Here is a 19,858-nt window from a genome sequence, read left to right as displayed (position 1 = left end):
CTCCTGCGGTGTGTCCCGGTGCGTCCTGTATCTCCGGGAATGTCATTGCTGTGCCCCCACACCCTCTGAGCCAAGGACCGTGATCGACGTGAAGGTCGGCATCCCCCGCGAGGTCAAGAACAACGAGTTCCGGGTGGCCATCACCCCCGCCGGTGTGCACGAGCTGGTGCGCCACGGTCACCAGGTCGTCGTCGAACGAGGCGCCGGCGTCGGCTCGTCCATCACGGACGAGGAGTACGTGGCGGCCGGGGCGCGCATCCTGGAGACCGCCGACGAGGTGTGGGCCACCGCCGACCTGCTGCTGAAGGTCAAGGAGCCCATCGCCGAGGAGTACCACCGCCTCCGCAAGGACCAGACGCTCTTCACCTACCTGCACCTGGCCGCGTCCAAGGAGTGCACAGACGCGCTCGTCGAGTCCGGGACCACGGCGATCGCCTACGAGACCGTCGAACTGCCGAGCCGCGCGCTGCCGCTGCTCGCCCCGATGTCCGAGGTCGCGGGCCGGCTGGCCCCCCAGGTCGGCGCCTACCACCTGATGCGCGCCAACGGCGGCCGCGGCGTGCTGCCGGGCGGCGTCCCGGGTGTGCTGGCCGCCAAGGCGGTCGTCATCGGCGGCGGGGTCTCCGGCTGGAACGCCGCGCAGATCGCCATCGGCATGGGCTTCCACGTGACCCTGCTCGACAAGGACATCAACAAGCTCAAGGAAGCCGACAAGGTCTTCGGCACCAAGATCCAGACCGTCGTCTCCAACGCCTTCGAGCTCGAGAAGGCCTGCCTCGAGGCGGACCTCGTGATCGGCGCCGTCCTCATCCCGGGCGCCAAGGCCCCCAAGCTGGTCACCAACGAACTGGTCTCCCGGATGAAGCCCGGAAGTGTCCTTGTCGACATCGCGATCGACCAGGGCGGCTGCTTCGAGGACTCCCGTCCGACCACTCACGCCGAGCCGACCTTCCCGGTCCACAACTCGGTCTTCTACTGCGTCGCCAACATGCCCGGCGCGGTCCCCAACACCTCCACCTACGCCCTCACCAACGCCACGCTGCCCTACATCGTCGAACTCGCCGATAAGGGCTGGGCCGAGGCGCTGCGCCGCGACGCCGCGCTGGCGAAGGGGCTCAACACCCACGACGGCAAGGTCGTTTACCGCGAGGTGGCGGAGGCGCACGGCCTGGAGCACGTGGACCTGGACTCCCTGCTCGGCTGAGCCGGGAAACTAAGTCACCTTTTCGTAAAGGCGATACGTCAACAAGGCGCGTCAACCGCGCACGCGCGGCCGGACCTTGCCCGACAAGGTCCGGCCAGATGTGTGTATGGTCACTTTGCGCCTCTCGGCCAACTCGCCTCGAACGTAACGCTTCGACCGATTCGCACACCGGTGAATCCTGCCGTGCGACGGCCGTACGCCCTTGACAGCGTGATGTTTCATTGCCGACACATCGGGCCGGGTCCGGCGGATTGTGTTGCTGCGGACGCCCGACACGCCATAGAGTCGCCAACCGTCGGCATGGTGCCACGCTGACCTTGTCTAGAAGTTTCCTGGTCACCAAGGAGGTAAGACGACTTGTGAATGAGTCGACATTTGCTCCCGGGGGTGGTCAACCAGGAATGCGTACGCGGGGCCCGGGTTCCGCGGGGCTCGAGGCTGTCGGCTCCGTCGCTGTCCGAACCTTCGCAGCCCACCAGAGCCAGAGCAGCCCCCAGTTGGCTCTGTCAGCACTCCAGAGCATGGATGGCCATCACGTGAACGCCATGGCCGGCGACGGAAGTGGCGCGCCCCACAACCACTTCGCCGACTACGACGAACTGCCCGACGGGCACTTCTACGACCCCGACGCCGAATACGAGCCGGATCCGGAGTACGCGGCCACGCTCGCGCCCGACGCGGCCCGACAGCGCCGTGAGCGCGTCGGTCCGACCGGACGCCCGCTGCCGTACTTCCCGATCCCGGGCCCGCTGACCGAACACGGCCCCGCGAAGATCATCGCGATGTGCAACCAGAAGGGCGGCGTGGGCAAGACCACGTCGACCATCAACCTGGGCGCCGCGCTCGCGGAGTACGGACGGCGCGTGCTGCTCGTGGACTTCGACCCGCAGGGCGCGCTGTCGGTGGGACTCGGCGTCAATCCGATGGAGCTCGACCTCACCGTCTACAACCTGCTCATGGAGCGGGGCATGGCGGCGGACGAGGTGCTCCTGAAGACCGCGGTCCCCAACATGGACCTGCTGCCCAGCAACATCGACCTGTCGGCCGCCGAGGTGCAGCTGGTCTCCGAGGTCGCGCGCGAGTCCACGCTCCAGCGTGCGCTCAAGCCGCTGATGGACGACTACGACTACATCGTCATCGACTGCCAGCCCTCGCTCGGCCTGCTCACGGTCAACGCCCTCACGGCCGCCCACAAGGTGATCGTGCCGCTGGAGTGCGAGTTCTTCGCGCTGCGCGGTGTGGCTCTGCTCACCGAGACCATCGAGAAGGTCCAGGAGCGGCTCAACCCCGAGCTGGAGCTCGACGGCATCCTGGCGACCATGTACGACTCGCGCACCGTGCACAGCCGCGAGGTGCTCGCGCGGGTCGTCGAGGCCTTCGACGACCACGTCTACCACACGGTCATCGGGCGCACGGTCCGCTTCCCGGAGACCACGGTCGCCGGTGAGCCGATCACCACGTACGCGTCCAACTCCGTCGGCGCCGCCGCCTACCGTCAGCTCGCCAGGGAGGTGCTCGCCCGGTGTCACGCCGAGTGAGTCTGCCGGGGGCCGACGAACTCTTCCGTACGACAGGGGGAACGGCGCTTCAGCCGTCCGCGCCCCGGCGCAACGCCAACGGCGAGGCCCGGGTGCCCGCGCCGGCCGGCGAGAGCGACGGGGTGGCGGCCGGCGGAGCGCAGGACGCGCCGCAGGCCGTGCCCGCGCAGGGCGGCGACGGCGAGGGCGCCGAGCACGTGGCGGCCGACGCCGGACAGACCGAGGCCGGGGAGTCCCGCACCAGGGGCGGCGCCCCCGGGGAGCGTGGCGAGCGCCGCCAGGGGGCGCAGGAAGGTTCTGCCTCCGCCGACGACCAGCCGCGCAAGCGTGGTCGGCAGGCGTCCCGCCGGCCCAGCGGCCGGGAGCGGCACGACGAGAAGATCACCGTCTACGTCTCCGCCGAGGAGCTCATGGATCTGGAGCACGCCCGTCTGGTGCTCCGGGGAGAGCACGGGCTGGCCGTGGACCGGGGGCGGATCGTCCGCGAGGCGGTCGCCGTGGTCCTCGCCGACCTGGAGAGCCGCGGGGACGCCAGCATCCTCGTACGACGACTTCGCGGACGGTAGCGGTAGCCTGCGGGGGCCATGACCTCGAACAACGCCTCCGCCCCCGGCTCCGGCACAGCAGCCGGCCGTCGGCGTGCGCTGGGGCGGGGACCGGGCACGGCACCGGGCGGCCCGGAGCCCGGGGCCGAGCCCGACGCGACGGATTCGGTCGCAGCGGAAACGGTTCCTGAACCGGCCGCCACGGGGGCGAACCCGGTACCGCTTGCCACCGAACCCTCCGCCCGGGAACCAGAAACGGACCGGGAAGCCGTTGCCGGGCGTTCAGTTGCCCGGGAGCCGGAGAACCTTGCGGAATCGCTTGCCGCAGAGCCTGCCCCCCGGGAATCCGAGACGGACCGGGAAGCGGTTGCCGAAGCAGTCGCCGCTTCGGAGCCTGAAACGGGTCCGCAACCGGTTGCCCGTGTTGCCGCCGCCCCGGAGCCGGCAACCCGTCGGGAACCGGTTGCCGCGCGGGCCGTCCTCCGGGATCCGGAAACCGATTCGCAACCGGTTGCCCCGCTTGCCGTCCTCCGCGATCCGGAAACGGGTTCGGCACCGCTTGCCGCAGCACCCTCCACCCCGGCAACGGCCGTCGCGGAACCCGCTGCCCCAGGAGCCGCAGGCCCCCTGACCGCCGTCCCGGGGACCGCAGGTTCCGGAACCGTCGCTTCAGGAGGCGCAGGCCCGAGAACCGCCGTCCCGGGGACCGCAGGTCCCGGAACCGTCGCTCCGGGGGTCGGCGTCGGGGGTGCCGTGGCCGTGGCCGCGGGGGAGGGGGTGCCCGACGGCGTCTTCAAGGTCCGGCTCGCCAACTTCGAGGGTCCCTTCGACCTGCTGCTCCAGCTGATCTCCAAGCACAAGCTGGACGTCACCGAGGTCGCGCTGTCGAAGGTCACCGACGAGTTCATGGCGCACATCAGGGCGATGGGCCCCGACTGGGACCTGGACCAGACGACGGAGTTCCTGGTCGTCGCGGCCACGCTGCTCGACCTGAAGGCGGCCCGGCTGCTGCCCGCCGCCGAGGTCGAGGACGAGGCCGACCTGGCGCTGCTGGAGGCGCGGGACCTGCTCTTCGCGCGCCTGCTGCAGTACCGCGCCTACAAGCAGATCGCCGACATCTTCACGCACCGGCTGGAGAGCGAGGGCCGCCGATACCCCCGCACCGTAGGGCTCGAACCGCACCACGCCGAGCTGCTGCCCGAGGTGGTCATCAGCATCGGCGCGGAAGGGTTCGCGAGACTCGCGGTCAAGGCGATGCAGCCGAGGGCGAAGCCGCAGGTGTACGTCGACCACATCCACGCGCCGTTGGTGAGTGTGCAGGAACAGGCCGGGATCGTCGTCGCACGGCTGAGGGAGCTCGGCGAGGCCAGCTTCCGGACGCTGGTGGCGGACACCGACGACACCCTCACCGTCGTCGCCCGTTTCCTCGCCCTGCTGGAGCTGTACCGGGAGAAGGCCGTCGCCCTCGACCAGGAGACCGCGCTCGGCGAGCTGCTGGTGCGCTGGACCGGCGGGGACGGGGACGCGCAGCTCCGGGTCACCGACGAGTTCGACCGGCCCCCCGAGGAGCCCGGGAAGGAGACGAAGACGTGAGCGAGGAGAGCGTCGCGGCACTGGATCTCAAGCCGGCCCTCGAGGCCGTCCTGATGGTCGTCGACGAGCCCGCGACCGAGGAGCATCTCGCGAAGATCCTCCAGCGGCCGCGGCGCAGCGTCGCGGACGCGCTGCGCGAGCTGGCCGACGAGTACACCGTGCAGGGGCGCGGTTTCGAGCTCAGGCTCGTCGCGGGCGGCTGGCGGTTCTACACGCGGCCCGAGTTCGCGGCGGCCGTCGAGGGGTTCGTCCTGGACGGCCAGCAGGCCAGGCTCACCCAGGCGGCGCTGGAGACTCTGGCGGTCGTCGCCTACCGGCAGCCGGTCAGCCGCAGCAGGGTCTCCGCGGTGCGCGGAGTGAACTGCGACGGCGTGATGCGCACCCTGCTGCAGCGCGGTCTGGTCGAGGAGGCGGGCGCGGAACCCGAAACAGGTGCGATCCTGTACAGGACGACGAACTACTTCCTGGAGCGGATGGGCCTGCGCGGTCTGGACGAGCTCCCGGAGCTCGCGCCCTTCCTGCCCGAGGCGGAGGCGATCGAGGCCGAGACCCAGGAGGGCGTGCCGTCGTTCGATCCGGACGCTCCGGATTCCGAGGACGCAGACGACAAGACGGAACTTTGATGCGAAGCAGCAGCGGCAGGAACAGCAGCGGAAACAACGGCGGGAGCCGTGGTGGCAACAGCGGCGGCCGCGGCGGTAGCGGTGGCGGTCGCGGCGGGAGCAGCGGCGGCGGTGGTCGCGGCGGGAGTGGCGGGAGTGGCGGCGGCCGCGGCAATTACCGCGGCGCCGGGAACTCCCGCGACGACCAGCAGGGCGCCAGGCCGAAGAACCCGCGCCCGGAGGAGCGCCGCTACGACGTGGGTCCCGGCGGTTCCCACGACGGCCCGAAGTCGGGGCGTGGCGCCTCCGCGCGAGGCGGCGCCAAGGGCGGCCCCAAGCAGGGTCAGGGCACCGGGCGCGGCCGCTGGGTGCCGGCGACCTCGCGTGAGTACGAGGCGCGGGCCGAGGAGCGCAACCGCGAGCGCTACGCGGGCAAGAAGGACGTCAAGCTGCCCAAGACCTTCCCGGGCGCCGAGCAGGAGGGCGAGCGGCTGCAGAAGGTTCTCGCGCGCGCGGGCTACGGCTCCCGGCGCTCCTGTGAGGAGCTGATCGAGCAGGCCAGGGTCGAGGTCAACGGCGAGATCGTCCTGGAGCAGGGCAAGCGCGTCGACCCCGAGAAGGACGAGGTCAAGGTCGACGGCCTGACCGTCGCCACGCAGACGTACCAGTTCTTCTCGCTGAACAAGCCGGCCGGCGTCGTCTCCACGATGGAGGACAACGAGGGCCGCCAGTGCCTCGGCGACTACGTGACCAACCGCGAGACGCGGCTGTTCCACGTCGGGCGGCTCGACACCGAGACCGAGGGCGTCATCCTGCTCACCAACCACGGCGAGCTGGCGCACCGGCTGACCCACCCCAGGTACGGCGTGAAGAAGGTCTACCTCGCGCACATCGTGGGCCCCATCCCGCGTGACCTGGGCAAGAGGCTCAAGGACGGCATCCAGCTGGAGGACGGGTACGCGAAGGCGGACCACTTCCGGGTGGTCGAGCAGACCGGCAAGAACTACCTGGTCGAGGTGACCCTGCACGAGGGCCGCAAGCACATCGTGCGCCGGATGCTGGCCGAGGCCGGCTTCCCCGTCGACAAGCTCGTGCGCGTCGCCTTCGGGCCGATCACCCTGGGCGACCAGAAGTCTGGCTGGCTGCGGCGGCTGTCGAACACCGAAGTCGGCATGCTGATGCAGGAAGTCGACCTCTAGGCGGTCAGGCCGCGACCAGGGCGCGACCAGGACAGGATCAGGGCGCGACCAGGGCGCGAATCCCGGGACCCGGGGCTTGTGCGGGACGGCACCCCCTTTTTATAGTCGTGATGACTATTAAGAGGGGGTGTTCGTCATGCGGGGCCACGACGAGCGCGTCGACGACAGGCGCCCCCACGGCAGGCACCCCCACGACGGGCACCCCTACGACACGTACGCCTACGACAAGTACGCCTACGAGCCCTTCGCGGTCACCGTCGATCTCGCCGTCCTCACGCTCCGCGCGGGCGTTCTGCAGGCGCTGCTCGTCGAGCGCGGGCAGGAGCCGTACGCCGGCCGGTGGGCGCTGCCCGGCGGATTCGTGCTGCCCGACGAGTCCGCCGAGACGGCGGCCCGGCGCGAACTCGCCGAGGAGACCGGCCTGAAGGACGTCTCCGGGCTGCATCTCGAGCAGCTGCGCACCTACAGCGAGCCCGGCCGCGACCCCCGTATGCGGGTCGTCTCCGTAGCGTTCGCCGCCCTGCTGCCCGACGCGCCCGAGCCGATGGGCGGCGGCGACGCGGTCCAGGCGCGCTGGCAGCCGTACGACGACGTCGAGCCGCTCGCATTCGACCACGACCGGATCCTGGCGGACGCCCACGACCGGGTCGGAGCCAAACTCGAGTACACCTGTCTCGCGACCGCTTTCTGCCCGCCCGCGTTCACGCTCGGGGAGCTCCAGCAGGTCTACGAGACGGTGTGGGGGACCGGCCTCGACCGGCCCAACTTCCGTCGCAAAGTCCTCGCCACCCCGGGCTTCGTCGAGCCCGTCCCCGGCGGCGCGCGTCTCACCGGCGGCCGCGGCAAACCCGCCGCCCTCTACCGGGCGGGGGCCGCCACCGCGCTCCACCCGCCCCTGCTGCGACCGCCCCGGGAAGGACGTTCCGCATGACCACCTCGACCACCGTCCGAAAGCGCGCCACCGGATCCCTGCTGGGACTGGCGCTGGGGGACGCGCTCGGGTTTCCGACCGAGTTCAACGACGTCCCGTCGATCCTCGCGAAGTGCGGGCCGTGGCGGGAGATGGAGCTTCCGGCGCGCGCCTTCGTCTCCGACGACACCCAGATGACCCTGGCGGTCGGGCGCGCCCTGCGGACCGCCATGGACCGCGGGCTCCTCGTGCCGGACTCCCTGGTGCCGCAGCTGCGCAAGGAGTTCGTGGCCTGGAACCGGTCACCGGACAACAACCGGGCCCCGGGGCGCACCTGTCTGACCGCGTGCGATCTCCTCGAGGACGACGCGCGGCTGTGGCAGGACGCCAGTCAGATCGGTTCCAAGGGCTGCGGCGCCAACATGCGCGTCGCCCCGCTCGGCCTCGTACCCGGCCTCAGCGACGAACAGCGGGCCGGCGCCGCCCAGCTGCAGTCCGCCCTCACCCACGGGCATCCCACCGCGCTCGCCGCCTCCGACCTCACCGCGCACGCCGTGCGGCTGCTCGCGCAGGGCGCCGACCCCGCCGCGCTGGTCGGGCTGCTGCGCTCGTACGCCCTGGACAACCGGTCCCGCTACCACCACCGCTGGCTCGGCGACCTGTGGACCCGCAGCCAGGACCCGAGCCCGGAGCACTTCATGACGCGCGGCTGGGACGAGTGCCTCGCCGTGCTGGAGCGGCTCCAGGAGACGCTGCGCCGTCCCTCGCCCGAGACCGACCCGTGTCTGGCCGCGGGGGAGGGGTGGATCGCCGAGGAGGCCATGGCCGCCGGTCTGCTGTGCTTCCTGCTCTTCCCCGACGAGCCGGTGACCGTGCTGCGCCGGGCCGCCTGCTCGTCCGGCGACTCCGACTCCATCGCCTGCCTCGCGGGCGCCTTCGCGGGCGCGCACGCCGGAGCGGACGCCTGGCCCACGCCGTGGGCGGACCGGATCGAGTACCACGGCGAACTGATGACGCTCGGCGCGCTGTGGGACCAGTGACCCGGTGACCCGGTGACCCTGTGACCCGGCCCGGGTTCGCCGGCCGCGTTCGAGCCGGTCCGGCGCCGGGACGGTCCGGCCGGGGTCAGGCCAGCCGGATCGCGCCGCCCACGACGGTGATCTGCTCGGCGGGCAACGCCTTCGCCGCCGGACCGCGGGCCACCGAGCCGTCCGCGATGCGGAACTCGCTGCCGTGGCAGGGGCACTGGATCAGACCGTCGGCGACGGTGCCCACCGTGCAGCCCTGATGGGTGCAGATCGCGGAGAACGCCTTGAAGTCGTCCTTCGTCGGCTGTGTGACGACGACCTTCTCGTCGGCGAAGATCTTGCCGCCGCCGACGGGGATGTCGCTCGTCTTGGAGAGCTCCTGGCCGGCGGACGCCTTCGGGGACTTCTCGGACGAGGACGAGCTGTCGTCGCCGTACTGGCTGCAGCCCACGGTGAGGGCCGCTGCCGCGCCGCCCGTAGCCAGGAGGACCGTGCGTCGAGTCGCGGGGGAAGTCATGTCGTCACTCCGAACGTGCGGAAGAACCAGAGGGCCGAGGTCAGCCAGACGACCGTCAGCACGGCGAAGACGAGTCCGCCGACGAGCGGCAGCAGCCATCCCGGGAGTCGCTCCCAGCGGAGCAGCAGCATCTTGGCACTGAAAGCACCGAAGAAGAAGCAACCCAGGACGGAGTGCCACATCACGCGCGTTTCGTACGTCTGCCAGCCAAGCGCGTACAGGCAGTGCACCGCAACCGGGACCGCGATCAGGAAGGCCGCGCGGCCCGACCAGCGGTGCAGCGTGCCGGACCAGGCGGGGCCCGGCAGCCTGCCGTACAGCATCAGCGCCGAGACCAGCTGCACCAGCGCGAAGAGCATCGCGGCCGACGCCAGCCAGGACTTCACCGCGCCGGTGCTGCTGAAGCCGGCCAGGTTGAAGGCCGTCCCGGCCGGGTCGTGGACACGGCCGTACACGCCCAGGGCGAGCGCCACCGCGGCGGCGACGAGCGCCGGGACCAGATAGCGCGCCGGACGCGGACCACGCGGTGCGGGGCCGGGACCGGGGAAGCCCTGGGTGGCGGCGTTCGGGTCGACGGTCATGGTCGCTCCCTGCTCGAGGGGGTCAGGGGACAAGAAGGTCAGGGCGTCGCGGGGCGGGCCGTGAGCCGCTGCCCGTCGACGGTCACCGCGCCGGTCTCCGGGTCGATGCGGGGAGCGGGCGAGGGCTCGCCGTCCCGGGTGACGACGCCGACCTGGCTGCCGTCCTTCAGGACGATCCAGCCGCCGTCGATCTTCGCGGAGCGCACCGTGGCGGTCGCCCGCCACAGCCCCGACGGCTTCTTCGCCCGGTCCGCGGTGAAGGCGTGGCGCACGCCGCTCACCTCGACCGTGCCGTCGATCGCCCTGCCGTCCTCCAGCGTGCCCTCCAGCTTCGCGCCGTGGCTGCCGGTGAGCCGCAGTGCGCCGTCGTCCGCCACGTCGCCCTTGAGCCAGGACTCCTGGGTGCGGCCGTCGCAGAAGTACGCGACCGCCCGGCCGCCGCGGACCGAGACGGCGATCGCCGCCGCATCGTCGTCCGTGCGCCCGGCGTAGTCGGCGTCGGCGGCCCGGGAGCGGGAGGGGGTCGGCGAGGGTGTGGGGGAGGCCGAGCCGCGGGCGGGGGCCGGGGTGGGCGACTGCTCCTGGTACGAGGAGGAGGCCGGCCTCGTGCCCGTCGTCGCGTTGAGCGTCAGCAGGAACAGGGCGAGCACCAGCCCCGCGAGAAGGGTGAGCAGGGGTCCGGGACGCTTCATGTCGGGCCTTCCCCGATGCGGGTGTCCTGCCGTCAGCATGCCTGCGGTCAGCATGCCTGCGGTCAGATTGCCATGACAGCGCAGGCCGCACCCGCCGTAAAGGGCGTATGGGGGTGCGGCCGTCTCGGCACGCGGGCTGCGCGCACCGTACCCACGCCGTCTGACTACGCTGGATGCAGCAGGAGCCGTAGTCCAGCACTTCAGCAAGGAGCAGCGCCGTGGCGGTACGAGCGGTCCGGGGAGCCGTCCAACTTCAGCGGGACGACGCCGGCCACATGGACGAGCAGGTCGGCGCCCTTCTTACCGCCGTCATGGAACGCAACGCGCTCAGCGCCGACGACCTGATCAGCATCTGGTTCACGGCCACGCCCGACCTGCACAGCGACTTCCCGGCGGCTGCCGCCCGCAAGCTGGGCATCGTGGACGTGCCGCTGATCTGCGCCCAGGAACTCGACGTGGAGGGCGCCATGCCGCGGGTGGTGCGCATACTCGCGCACATCGAGTCGGACGCCCCGCGCTCCGACATCAGCCACGTCTACCTCGGCGCCGCTGCCGCCCTGCGCAAGGACATCGCCCAGTGAGGACCGCGCTCGTCATCGGAACCGGGCTGATCGGCACGTCCGCGGCCCTGGCCCTCGCCCAGCGGGGCGTCGTCGTCCACCTCGCCGACCACGATCCCGAGCAGGCCCGCACGGCGGCCGCGCTCGGCGCCGGCACCGACGAGGAGCCGCAGGGGCCGGTCGATCTCGCGATCGTCGCCGCCCCGCCCGCGCACGTGGCCGACGTGCTCGCCGACGCGATGCGCCGGGGGGTGGCCCGCGGCTACCTCGACGTGGCCAGCGTCAAGGGCGGCCCGCGCCGCGAGCTGCAGGCGCTCGGCCTCGACCTGTCGGCGTACATCGGCAGCCACCCCATGTCGGGCCGGGAGAAGTCGGGACCGCTGGCCGCGACCGGCGACCTCTTCGAGGGCCGCCCCTGGGTGCTGACGCCGACCCGGGACACCGACACCGAGGTGCTGAACCTCGCCCTGGAGCTGGTCTCGCACTGCCGGGCCGTCCCCGTCGTCATGGACGCGGACGCCCACGACCGGGCGGTGGCCCTCGTCTCCCACATGCCGCACCTCGTCTCCAGCATGGTCGCGGCGCGTCTGGAGAACGCCGAGGAGGCCGCCGTGCGGCTGTGCGGACAGGGCATCCGGGACGTCACCCGGATCGCCGCCTCGGACCCCCGGATGTGGATCGACATCCTGTCCGCGAACCCCGGTCCCGTCGCCGACCTGCTCACCGACGTCGCCGCCGACCTGGACGAGACGGTGCAGGCGCTGCGGGCCCTGCAGTCCTCCGACGACGCCAAGCGCCGGGCGGGCGCCGACGGCGTGGAGAGCGTGCTGCGCCGCGGCAACGCGGGCCGGGTACGGGTGCCCGGCAAGCACGGCGCCGCTCCGCGGGCCTACGAGGTCGTCGCCGTGCTGATCGACGACCAGCCGGGGCAGCTGGCCCGCATCTTCGCCGACGCCGGGCAGGCGGGCGTGAACATCGAGGACGTCCGCATCGAGCACGCGACGGGGCAGCAGGCGGGTCTCGTGCAGCTGATGGTCGAACCGAAGTCGGCGGTGCTGCTGTCGTCGGCGTTGCGGGAGAGGGGCTGGGCCATCCGTCAGTAGCCGGTCGGAGCGGCCGGTCGGACCGCGGGGGAGCGGTGAGGCCGGCCGGGTGACGCGGCCGCCGGCGAGGAGCCGGGGCCGTGGCCGGTGGTGTGGACGGGGCCCGTGGCCGGTGGCGTGGGCTGCGGCGCAGGGCGGGGCGCGCAAGGCGCGGCCGGACGAGTGACCCGCGGCCGGTAACCTGGTACGGGGCACAGTCGCGCCCCGCACATCCACCGCCTCGCACCAGGAAGGTGTCCCCCGTGGAAAACGGCGCCGCCCAGCCCGTGATTGTCGCCATAGACGGCCCCTCCGGCACGGGCAAGTCGAGCACGTCCAAGGCCGTGGCCGCCCGGCTCGGGCTGAGCTACCTGGACACCGGCGCCCAGTACCGGGCGATCACGTGGTGGATGGTGACCAACGGGATCGACATCGAGGACCCCACGGCGATCGCGGCCGTCGCCGACAAGCCCGAGATCCTCTCCGGCACCGACCCGGCCGCCCCGTCCATCACGGTCGACGGCGTCGACGTCGCCGGACCGATCCGCACCCAGGAGGTCACCTCCAAGGTCAGCGCGGTGAGCGCCGTGCCGGAGGTGCGGTCCCGGATCACCGAGCTGCAGCGCTCGCTGGCGGCCTCCGCCGAACAGGGCATCGTCGTGGAGGGGCGCGACATCGGCACCACCGTGCTCCCCGACGCCGATCTGAAGGTCTTCCTCACCGCCTCCCCGGAGGCCCGCGCGGCCCGGCGCAGCGGCGAGCTGAAGGGCGCGGACCTGCACAGCACCCGGGAGGCGCTGATCAAGCGGGACGCGGCCGACTCCTCCCGCAAGACCTCACCGCTCGCCAAGGCCGGCGACGCCGTCGAGGTGGACACCACCGAGCTCACGCTCACCCAGGTCATCGAGCACGTGGTGACCCTCGTCGAGGAGAGTCGGGCCGCGAAGTGACTCAGCCGTCCGCGCCCTCCCGCAAGGGCGCCGAGGTCGGTCGGCGCATCGGCGTCGGCCTGATGTACGGGCTGTGGAAGCCGCGCGTGCTGGGCGCCTGGAAGGTGCCGGCGAGCGGCCCGCTGATCTTCGCGATCAACCACTCCCACAACATCGACGGACCGATGGTGATGGGCGTCGCCCCGCGGCCCACGCACTTCCTGATCAAGAAGGAGGCGTTCATCGGGCCGCTCGACCCCTTCCTGACCGGCATCGGCCAGCTCAAGGTCGACCGGGACACCACCGACCGCACGGCCGTCACCCGCGCGCTGGGCGTGCTCGACGACGGCGGGGTCCTCGGGATCTTCCCGGAGGGCACCCGGGGCGAGGGCGACTTCGCCGCTCTGCGCGCCGGGCTCGCCTACTTCGCGGTGCGCGGCGGGGCGCCGATCGTGCCGGTCGCCGTGCTGGGAAGCACGGAGCGCCGCGGACGGTTGATCAAGGCGCTGCCCCCGCTGCGCTCCCGCGTCGACGTCGTCTTCGGAGACCCGTTCGACGCCGGTGACGGGAGCGGCCGCAGGACCCGCAGGGCACTGGACGAGGCGACCGAACGGATCCAGAAGCAGCTGGCCGCCCACCTGGAAAACGCCAGGCGCCTGACCGGGCGCTGAGCGACACTGAATGACCGAGTAGTGGATCAACCCGGACGAACGGGGCGCTCCACCGATCACCACGATGGAACGACGAGGTACGGACTTCATGAACGACCACAGCCAGCCTGACGGCTCGGACGCCTTCGAGCACGATCACGGGGCGCTGGGCGACGCCGAGTACGCGGAGTTCATGGAGCTCGCCGCCGTCGAGGGCTTCGACATCGAGGACGTCGAGGGGGCCATCGAGGAGGCCGGTCACGGGCCGCTGCCCGTGCTCGCCGTCGTCGGCCGCCCCAACGTCGGCAAGTCGACCCTGGTCAACCGGATCATCGGCCGCCGTGAGGCCGTCGTCGAGGACAAACCGGGTGTGACCCGCGACCGCGTCACCTACGAGGCCGAGTGGTCGGGCCGCCGCTTCAAGCTCGTCGACACCGGCGGCTGGGAGCAGGACGTCCTCGGCATCGACGCCTCCGTCGCCGCGCAGGCCGAGTACGCGATCGAGGCCGCCGACGCCGTCGTCTTCGTCGTGGACGCCAAGGTCGGCGCCACCGACACCGACGAGGCGGTCGTACGGCTGCTGCGCAAGGCGGGCAAGCCCGTCGTCCTGGCCGCCAACAAGGTCGACGGCCCGAGCGCCGAGGCCGACGCGGCCTACCTGTGGTCGCTGGGCCTCGGCGAGCCGCATCCGATCTCCGCGCTGCACGGCCGCGGCACCGGCGACATGCTCGACGCCGTTCTGGACGTCCTGCCGGAGGCCCCCGCGCAGACCTTCGGCGCCGCGGTCGGCGGCCCCCGCCGGATCGCGCTCATCGGCCGCCCGAACGTCGGCAAGTCCTCGCTGCTGAACAAGGTGGCGAACGAGGAGCGCGTCGTCGTCAACGAGATCGCGGGCACCACCCGCGACCCGGTGGACGAGCTGATCGAACTCGGCGGCGTCACCTGGAAGTTCGTCGACACGGCGGGCATCCGCAAGCGCGTCCACCTTCAGCAGGGCGCCGACTACTACGCCTCGCTGCGCACCGCCGCCGCCGTCGAGAAGGCCGAGGTGGCGGTCATCCTCATCGACGCCTCCGAGTCGATCTCGGTCCAGGACCAGCGCATCGTCACCATGGCCGTCGACGCGGGCCGGGCGCTCGTCATCGCCTACAACAAGTGGGACACCCTCGACGAGGAGCGCCGCTACTACCTGGAGCGGGAGATCGAGACCGAGTTCGCCCAGGTGGCCTGGGCCCCCCGGGTCAACGTCTCGGCCCGCACCGGCCGCCACATGGAGAAGCTCGTCCCGGCGATCGAGACCGCGCTGGCCGGCTGGGAGACCCGCGTCCCCACGGGCCGCCTGAACGCCTTCCTCGGCGAGCTGGTCGCCGCGCACCCGCACCCGGTGCGGGGCGGCAAGCAGCCGCGGATCCTCTTCGGCACCCAGGCCGGCACCAAGCCGCCGCGGTTCGTCCTCTTCGCCTCCGGCTTCATCGAGGCGGGCTACCGGCGCTTCATCGAGCGCCGGCTGCGTGAGGAGTTCGGCTTCGAGGGCACCCCGATCCACATCTCGGTGCGGGTGCGCGAGAAGCGCGGCACGAAGAAGAGCAGCAAGAAGTAGCTCGGCGAAACCAGATCGGCCGTGGGAGTTCGGCCGTGGGAACCGGAGGGCGGCGCCTGTCGCAGGCACCGCCCTCCGGTCGTGTCCGGACCCGGTCAGAAGGTCCTGCGGGGGGCCGGGGGCAGCGCCGCCGGGACGTGGTGCGTCGCGGTGGGCTGCTGCTGGCCGCCGATCTGCCCGACCCGCTGCCACTGCGACGGCTGCCCGTTCCCGTGCCGCGCGCTCTGCGCCCCGGCGCTGTAGGCGCTGTACGAGCTGCTGAACGATCCCGGGCGGGGCGCCGGGTACGAGCTCGTGTGGTGCGGGATGTTCCCGAACGCGGTGAACCCCAGGTCGTCCTCGCCGCTGCGGTCGCCCGGCAGTGAGCGGAACGTCTTGACGTACTCGGCGTAGAGCGCGTCGTAGATCGGCGTGGCCGATGGGCCGCCCTGCGCGTCCTGAGCCGGTCGAGCGGAGGGGATCGACGGGAAGGGCGGGCGGCGGGGAACGTCGTAGGTGTGCACGTATGTCCAAACGAGGTCGGACATCAGGGGATGCGGCCGGACGGCGTGCCGTCGGGCGCGTGTGACCGCACGGCGGCACGTCCGCACGTCCGTACTTCCCGACGCACGTCCGCACGCCCGCCGTCCGGGGCGTGGCACGTGCGGGGCGCGGGACGTGCGGGGCGCGGCGGAGTGCGGGGGGCGCGGGACGTGCGGGGCGGCGCGGGACCGCGTGCGGGCCCCGCGCCCCGGAGGTCTCAGGTCCCGGCGAGCGGCAGGGCCGCGCCGACCAACTGCCCGTTCGCGGCGGCCTTGTCGAGCGCGTCCCGCAGCAGGTCCTCGCGGGGCTGACGGCCGATCGACCCGACCGGGGCCGCGAACATCAGCACCTGCTGGTGCTTGTTGGCGGCGGCGCGCCATCCCTCCGTCACCTGCAGCGGCTGGTGCGCCTGCCACCAGGCGACCGGCTGGCCGCCGTTCGCCGAGGGCTGCAGCACCGCGTGCAGCTGGCCCATGGCCAGCAGCACGGACCAGCCGTGCTGCACCGGCGGCACCTCGGAGAGCTGGGAGAGCGGCATGAAGCCCTGCTCGATGAGCAGCGGCAGGAAGTCGTCGCCGGCGCCGGTGGTGCCGGGCCGCACGATCGGCGCGGTCGGCTCGACGACGAGCGCGGGGTGCAACTCCCCGGCGATCAGGACGAGTCCGCTGGTCACGCCGAGCACCGCCTGCTCGGGGACGACCTTGCCGGAGTCCAGGTCGGCCGAGTCGCCGTTGATGGAGCGGACCGCGCCCTGCAGCTGCTCCTCGGTGACCTGGACGACCTGTGAGGGCAGGCAGGTGGAGTGGGCGAAGGCGAGGACTGCGGTCTCGTCCCCGATGAACAGGACGGTGCTGGTGCGCTCGTTGTCGGAGTCGCCCGGGGTGCGGCAGGACGTGCAGTCGTAACTGCCCGGGGCGTTGTCTCCGGCGAGCAGCCGGTCGGCTTCTTCGTCGCCGATCTCGGCGCGAACCTCGTCGCTGACGTCGAGCATGCGCGGCACGGGGTGCTCCCTCGGATGCGGTGCTGGGGCGAGTCCGGGTGGCCCCGGCTCGTGGTCCGGGCGGTCCCCGGCTCATGAAGAAGACAACGGCGATCTGTGGCGGGAGTCACGCTGCAGGGCGAACGGAATCGAACCGTCCTGCGCGCACGGTCACTCTGGGCGCGGAATCAGCCACTCTCCGTCAAGTAACGGGAAGGTCACGAAAGTTGATCCGGTGAGCTGGCTCACAGCAGGCCGTGCTCTCTGGTCGACAAAGCATGAAATGAGGGAATGAAACGAGTGGCCGAAAATAGCCGCTACCTACGGTAACCGGCAAGTGGCCTGGGGTGGAGGGGAGTTGCTTGATAACGACTCGTCAGCGTCCCTAGATTGCTCCGCCGTGTGCAACGAGCACCGCTCGGGAACGTCCGCCGGCCGCGCGGCCAGACATCGCGCAGCACGACCGCCGGCGGACGGGACGGAGCACGACGACCGCGCCCTGCGCGGCACGTGCCCCGTCCCGGGGGAGCCCGGGTTCGTAGAGAGGGATCTACATGTCCGAATGTGCCGATATCCGCACCCGCAAGTCGTCGCGCAAGACGGCGGTCCTCGCCGGGGCGGTGCTTCTCGCCCCTCTCGGGCTGCTGTCCGCGACCGGCGAGGCCACGGCGGCCGACAGCGGGGTGTGGGACCGCATCGCCCAGTGCGAGAGCGGCGGCGACTGGCACATCAACACCGGCAACGGGTACTACGGCGGGCTGCAGTTCTCCGCCGGCACCTGGCGCGCGTTCGGCGGCGGCGCCTACGCGTCCACCGCCGACAAGGCCAGTAAGGCACAGCAGATCTCCATCGCGGCGAAGGTGCAGAACGCCCAGGGGTGGGGCGCGTGGCCGACCTGCTCGGCGCGCGCCGGAGCCTCCGGCAGCGCACCGGGCGCCGGTTCGTCCACGCACGGTTCGGGCTCCTCCGGTTCCTCGAAGTCGTCGAAGCCGTCGAACTCGACCAAGTCGTCGAAGTATGCGAAGTCCTCGACGTCGGGTTCGTCGAAGTCCGCCGGGACGTCGGGCTCCTCGAAGAAGGCGAGCTCCTGGAAGTCCGGTTCGGGCTCGGGTTCCCCGGCGTCGGGGCAGGCCTCCCGCAGCTCCTCCCACGGTGACTACACGGTCCGCGCGGGCGACACCCTCAGCAGCATCGCGGCCCGGCACGGCATGACCTGGCAGCGCGTCTACGCCGCCAACAGGACCGTCGTGGGCGGCGACCCCGACCTGATCGTGCCCGGACAGCGCCTCGCGCTCTGAGCCGCTCCCCCTCCGGGGACACGGCGGCCCCGTCCGGTCCGACGACGGGACGGGGCCCTTCCCCGGGATCCCGGCGGCGTCCTGAGCGTCCGCCGTGAGCCACACTGGGCGCATGCTGGAGACCTCCGCCCGACTGCTGCGTCTGCTCTCCCTGCTCCAGGCCCACCGCGAGTGGTCCGGCACGCAGCTCGCCGACCGGCTCGGCGTCACGGCGCGCACGGTGCGCCGGGACGTGGAGAGGCTGCGCGAGCTGGGATACCCGGTCAACGCGACTCCCGGCACGGGCGGCGGCTACCAGCTGGGCGCCGGGGCCGAGCTGCCGCCGCTGCTGCTCGACGACGACGAGGCCGTCGCCGTCGCCGTGGGGCTGCGGACGGCGGCCGGGCAGGGCATCGAGGGCATCGGCGAGACCTCGGTACGGGCGCTGGCCAAGCTGGAGCAGGTGCTGCCGCACCGGTTGCGGCGGCGGGTGGGCGCCCTGAACGCCTTCACCGTGCCGATGCTGCGCGGCCCGCAGTCCTCCTCCGTGGACCCGGGCCTTCTCACCGAGCTCGCCCATCTGTGCCGGGACGCGGAGCGGCTGCGCTTCGACTACCGGGGACACGACGGCGGCGAGACCCGCCGCACGGTCGAACCCCACCGCCTGGTGTGCACCGAGCGCCGCTGGTACCTGGTCGCCTGGGATCTCGACCGGGCCGACTGGCGCACGTTCCGGGTGGACCGGATGACCCCGAGGCCGCCGCACGGCCCGCGCTTCGAGCCGCGCGAGCCGCCCGCCCAGGACCTCGCCGGGTACGTCTCCGAGGGCGTCTCCACGCGCGCGTACGCCGTCCGGGCCGCCGTCCGGCTGCTGGCGCCGCTGGCCGAGGCCGCCGAACGCGTCTCGCCTTCGGCGGGCACGCTGGAGCCCGACGGGGAGGACGCCTGCGTGCTGCGCACGGGAGCGGCGAGCCTCGATGTGATGGTGATCCACGTGATGATGGCGGGCCTCGAGTTCGAGGTGCTGGAACCCGTGGAGCTGATCGATGCGATCAGGACCGCCCGCGACCGGCTCGACGGTGCTCTGGCGCGGGCCGCAGGGCCCCGGGCGCGGGCCGGCGACCCGGCGTCCACGGCGTGCCCCTGACGGCCGCCCGGGCCGCCGAGCGCCCTCTCGGAGCCCTTGCTGACTCCCTCCACGGGTGCCGGCGCACCGGCCGAGGGCCGGCCGCCGGCGCCGGGAGGACGTGTGGAGGACCCGTGTATTTCCTACGGGCAGTCAGCTCGGGAGTGTGCGCCGGCGATCGGGACGGAACAGATTTCGACGGTTTTCGGGTACGGCGTTGTGGACGCTTTTCGCAGGGTTTTTCGAAGGGCTCGGACGCCGTGCGAAAAGCACTTTCGAATGCCTGAACAAGTTGTGCGAAATCGCTCGTACGTGTGACGGGGTTAGGCCGGAACGCGTGTCGTGATCCTGTGACAGAAGCGTGACCGGGGTGATCCACGCGTCCCGTACGGGGTTCCCGGGGGCCCGGCGGGCGGCCTAGCGTGGCGGTATGGCACCCCATCCCGCTCCCTCAGCGGAGCCGCAGGACAGTCCGGACGGGTACGTCGGCCTCGAGGCCGCGCAGGCCGAGCGGCTCGCGCGCGAACGGGGGTGGTCGACGGTGCGCTCGCTGGCGCCGGGGACGATCATCACCATGGAGTACCGCTTCGGCCGGTTGAACTTCGAGGTGCGGGACGGCCGGGTGGCCCGCGCCTGGAAGGGCTGAACCGCCGCCCCGAGCGCGAGGTCCCGCGGGGACGGCACAGGCCCCGCTTCCCGATGTCGGGAAGCGGGGCCTGTGTGC

General features: G+C 72.1%; 21 protein-coding genes. 16 read left to right on the top strand and 5 right to left on the bottom strand.

Annotated elements, in window-relative coordinates:
- The first annotated feature begins 79 nt into the window (after window positions 1-79).
- From ald to ACH4ZA_RS17340, 8 genes are all read left to right on the top strand, one after another.
- Window positions 80-1,204: an alanine dehydrogenase gene (ald, locus tag ACH4ZA_RS17375; RefSeq protein ID WP_319279567.1), complete on the top strand. Its 1,125-nt coding sequence runs from the start codon at window positions 80-82 to the stop codon at window positions 1,202-1,204.
- A 401-nt stretch (window positions 1,205-1,605) separates the two neighbouring features.
- Entirely contained in the window at window positions 1,606-2,742 is a 1,137-nt protein-coding gene (locus ACH4ZA_RS17370) for a ParA family protein (protein ID WP_079041320.1), read from the top strand.
- A complete protein-coding gene (locus tag ACH4ZA_RS17365) occupies window positions 2,727-3,308 on the top strand; it encodes a hypothetical protein (RefSeq protein WP_319279566.1) in 582 nt (193 codons plus the stop codon). Before ACH4ZA_RS17370 ends, ACH4ZA_RS17365 begins: the two co-directional genes overlap by 16 nt.
- 606 nt (window positions 3,309-3,914) lie before the next feature.
- Window positions 3,915-4,880, top strand: a complete 966-nt coding sequence (locus ACH4ZA_RS17360) for a segregation and condensation protein A (protein WP_398430173.1) — start codon at window positions 3,915-3,917, stop codon at window positions 4,878-4,880.
- 53 nt (window positions 4,881-4,933) lie between these two features.
- Window positions 4,934-5,503, top strand: coding sequence for an SMC-Scp complex subunit ScpB (gene scpB, locus ACH4ZA_RS17355; RefSeq protein ID WP_319279589.1), 570 nt, complete (start codon window positions 4,934-4,936; stop codon window positions 5,501-5,503).
- Entirely contained in the window at window positions 5,503-6,681 is a 1,179-nt protein-coding gene (locus tag ACH4ZA_RS17350; RefSeq protein ID WP_319279564.1) for a pseudouridine synthase, read from the top strand. The genes scpB and ACH4ZA_RS17350 overlap by 1 nt, the downstream gene beginning before the upstream one ends.
- Window positions 6,682-6,817: 136 nt before the next feature.
- On the top strand, window positions 6,818-7,612 hold the full coding sequence (locus ACH4ZA_RS17345) for an NUDIX hydrolase (protein WP_398430171.1): 795 nt from the start codon (window positions 6,818-6,820) through the stop codon (window positions 7,610-7,612).
- Window positions 7,609-8,631 (top strand): ADP-ribosylglycohydrolase family protein, encoded by a 1,023-nt coding sequence (locus ACH4ZA_RS17340; RefSeq protein WP_319279563.1) that lies wholly within the window; start codon window positions 7,609-7,611, stop codon window positions 8,629-8,631. The genes ACH4ZA_RS17345 and ACH4ZA_RS17340 overlap by 4 nt, the downstream gene beginning before the upstream one ends.
- An 85-nt stretch (window positions 8,632-8,716) precedes the next feature.
- Here ACH4ZA_RS17340 and ACH4ZA_RS17335 read toward each other — a convergent pair whose 3' ends face one another.
- From ACH4ZA_RS17335 to ACH4ZA_RS17325, 3 genes are read right to left on the bottom strand one after another with little or no spacing between them, the layout of a single operon-like run.
- A complete protein-coding gene (locus ACH4ZA_RS17335) occupies window positions 8,717-9,136 on the bottom strand; it encodes a Rieske (2Fe-2S) protein (RefSeq protein ID WP_319279562.1) in 420 nt (139 codons plus the stop codon).
- Window positions 9,133-9,717: a DUF6529 family protein gene (locus ACH4ZA_RS17330; protein WP_319279561.1), complete on the bottom strand. Its 585-nt coding sequence runs from the start codon at window positions 9,715-9,717 to the stop codon at window positions 9,133-9,135. Before ACH4ZA_RS17330 ends, ACH4ZA_RS17335 begins: the two co-directional genes overlap by 4 nt.
- 38 nt (window positions 9,718-9,755) lie before the next feature.
- Window positions 9,756-10,409, bottom strand: coding sequence for a hypothetical protein (locus ACH4ZA_RS17325; protein ID WP_319279560.1), 654 nt, complete (start codon window positions 10,407-10,409; stop codon window positions 9,756-9,758).
- Window positions 10,410-10,627: 218 nt separating this feature from the next.
- On the opposite strand from ACH4ZA_RS17325, the gene aroH reads away from it, so the two are divergent.
- The 5 genes from aroH to der all read left to right on the top strand — a co-directional run bounded on the left by aroH (window position 10,628) and on the right by der (window position 15,230).
- Window positions 10,628-10,990, top strand: a complete 363-nt coding sequence (gene aroH, locus ACH4ZA_RS17320; protein WP_319279559.1) for a chorismate mutase — start codon at window positions 10,628-10,630, stop codon at window positions 10,988-10,990.
- Entirely contained in the window at window positions 10,987-12,072 is a 1,086-nt protein-coding gene (locus ACH4ZA_RS17315; protein WP_398430156.1) for a prephenate dehydrogenase, read from the top strand. The genes aroH and ACH4ZA_RS17315 overlap by 4 nt, the downstream gene beginning before the upstream one ends.
- A 242-nt stretch (window positions 12,073-12,314) precedes the next feature.
- Entirely contained in the window at window positions 12,315-13,001 is a 687-nt protein-coding gene (gene cmk, locus ACH4ZA_RS17310; protein ID WP_319279557.1) for a (d)CMP kinase, read from the top strand.
- 62 nt (window positions 13,002-13,063) lie between these two features.
- A complete protein-coding gene (locus tag ACH4ZA_RS17305) occupies window positions 13,064-13,651 on the top strand; it encodes a lysophospholipid acyltransferase family protein (protein ID WP_319279587.1) in 588 nt (195 codons plus the stop codon).
- Between the two features lie 88 nt (window positions 13,652-13,739).
- Complete coding sequence (der, locus tag ACH4ZA_RS17300) at window positions 13,740-15,230, top strand: ribosome biogenesis GTPase Der (RefSeq protein ID WP_319279556.1); 1,491 nt, start codon at window positions 13,740-13,742, stop codon at window positions 15,228-15,230.
- Window positions 15,231-15,325: 95 nt separating this feature from the next.
- Here the strand turns inward: der and ACH4ZA_RS17295 are convergent, their stop codons facing one another.
- Both ACH4ZA_RS17295 and ACH4ZA_RS17290 read right to left on the bottom strand, forming a co-directional pair.
- Window positions 15,326-15,733, bottom strand: coding sequence for a hypothetical protein (locus tag ACH4ZA_RS17295; RefSeq protein WP_319279586.1), 408 nt, complete (start codon window positions 15,731-15,733; stop codon window positions 15,326-15,328).
- A gap of 236 nt (window positions 15,734-15,969) precedes the next feature.
- The gene (locus tag ACH4ZA_RS17290; protein ID WP_319279555.1) at window positions 15,970-16,752 is read right to left on the bottom strand and encodes a hypothetical protein; all 783 of its coding nucleotides are present in this window, start codon (window positions 16,750-16,752) and stop codon (window positions 15,970-15,972) included.
- Window positions 16,753-17,285: 533 nt separating this feature from the next.
- Here ACH4ZA_RS17290 and ACH4ZA_RS17285 point away from each other — a divergent pair.
- The 3 genes from ACH4ZA_RS17285 (at window position 17,286) to ACH4ZA_RS17275 (ending at window position 19,780) form a co-directional block, all read left to right on the top strand.
- Entirely contained in the window at window positions 17,286-18,029 is a 744-nt protein-coding gene (locus ACH4ZA_RS17285; protein ID WP_319279554.1) for a transglycosylase family protein, read from the top strand.
- Window positions 18,030-18,141: 112 nt separating this feature from the next.
- Window positions 18,142-19,155 (top strand): YafY family protein, encoded by a 1,014-nt coding sequence (locus ACH4ZA_RS17280; RefSeq protein WP_319279553.1) that lies wholly within the window; start codon window positions 18,142-18,144, stop codon window positions 19,153-19,155.
- A gap of 409 nt (window positions 19,156-19,564) precedes the next feature.
- Entirely contained in the window at window positions 19,565-19,780 is a 216-nt protein-coding gene (locus ACH4ZA_RS17275) for an I78 family peptidase inhibitor (RefSeq protein WP_319279552.1), read from the top strand.
- Window positions 19,781-19,858: the final 78 nt, after the last annotated feature.

This window comes from Streptomyces sp. NPDC020597 (genome assembly GCF_044335095.1).
GTDB lineage: Bacteria > Actinomycetota > Actinomycetes > Streptomycetales > Streptomycetaceae > Streptomyces.
The sequence above is the reverse complement of the archived record's forward strand: the minus strand, read 5'-3'. Positions and strand labels throughout refer to the sequence as shown.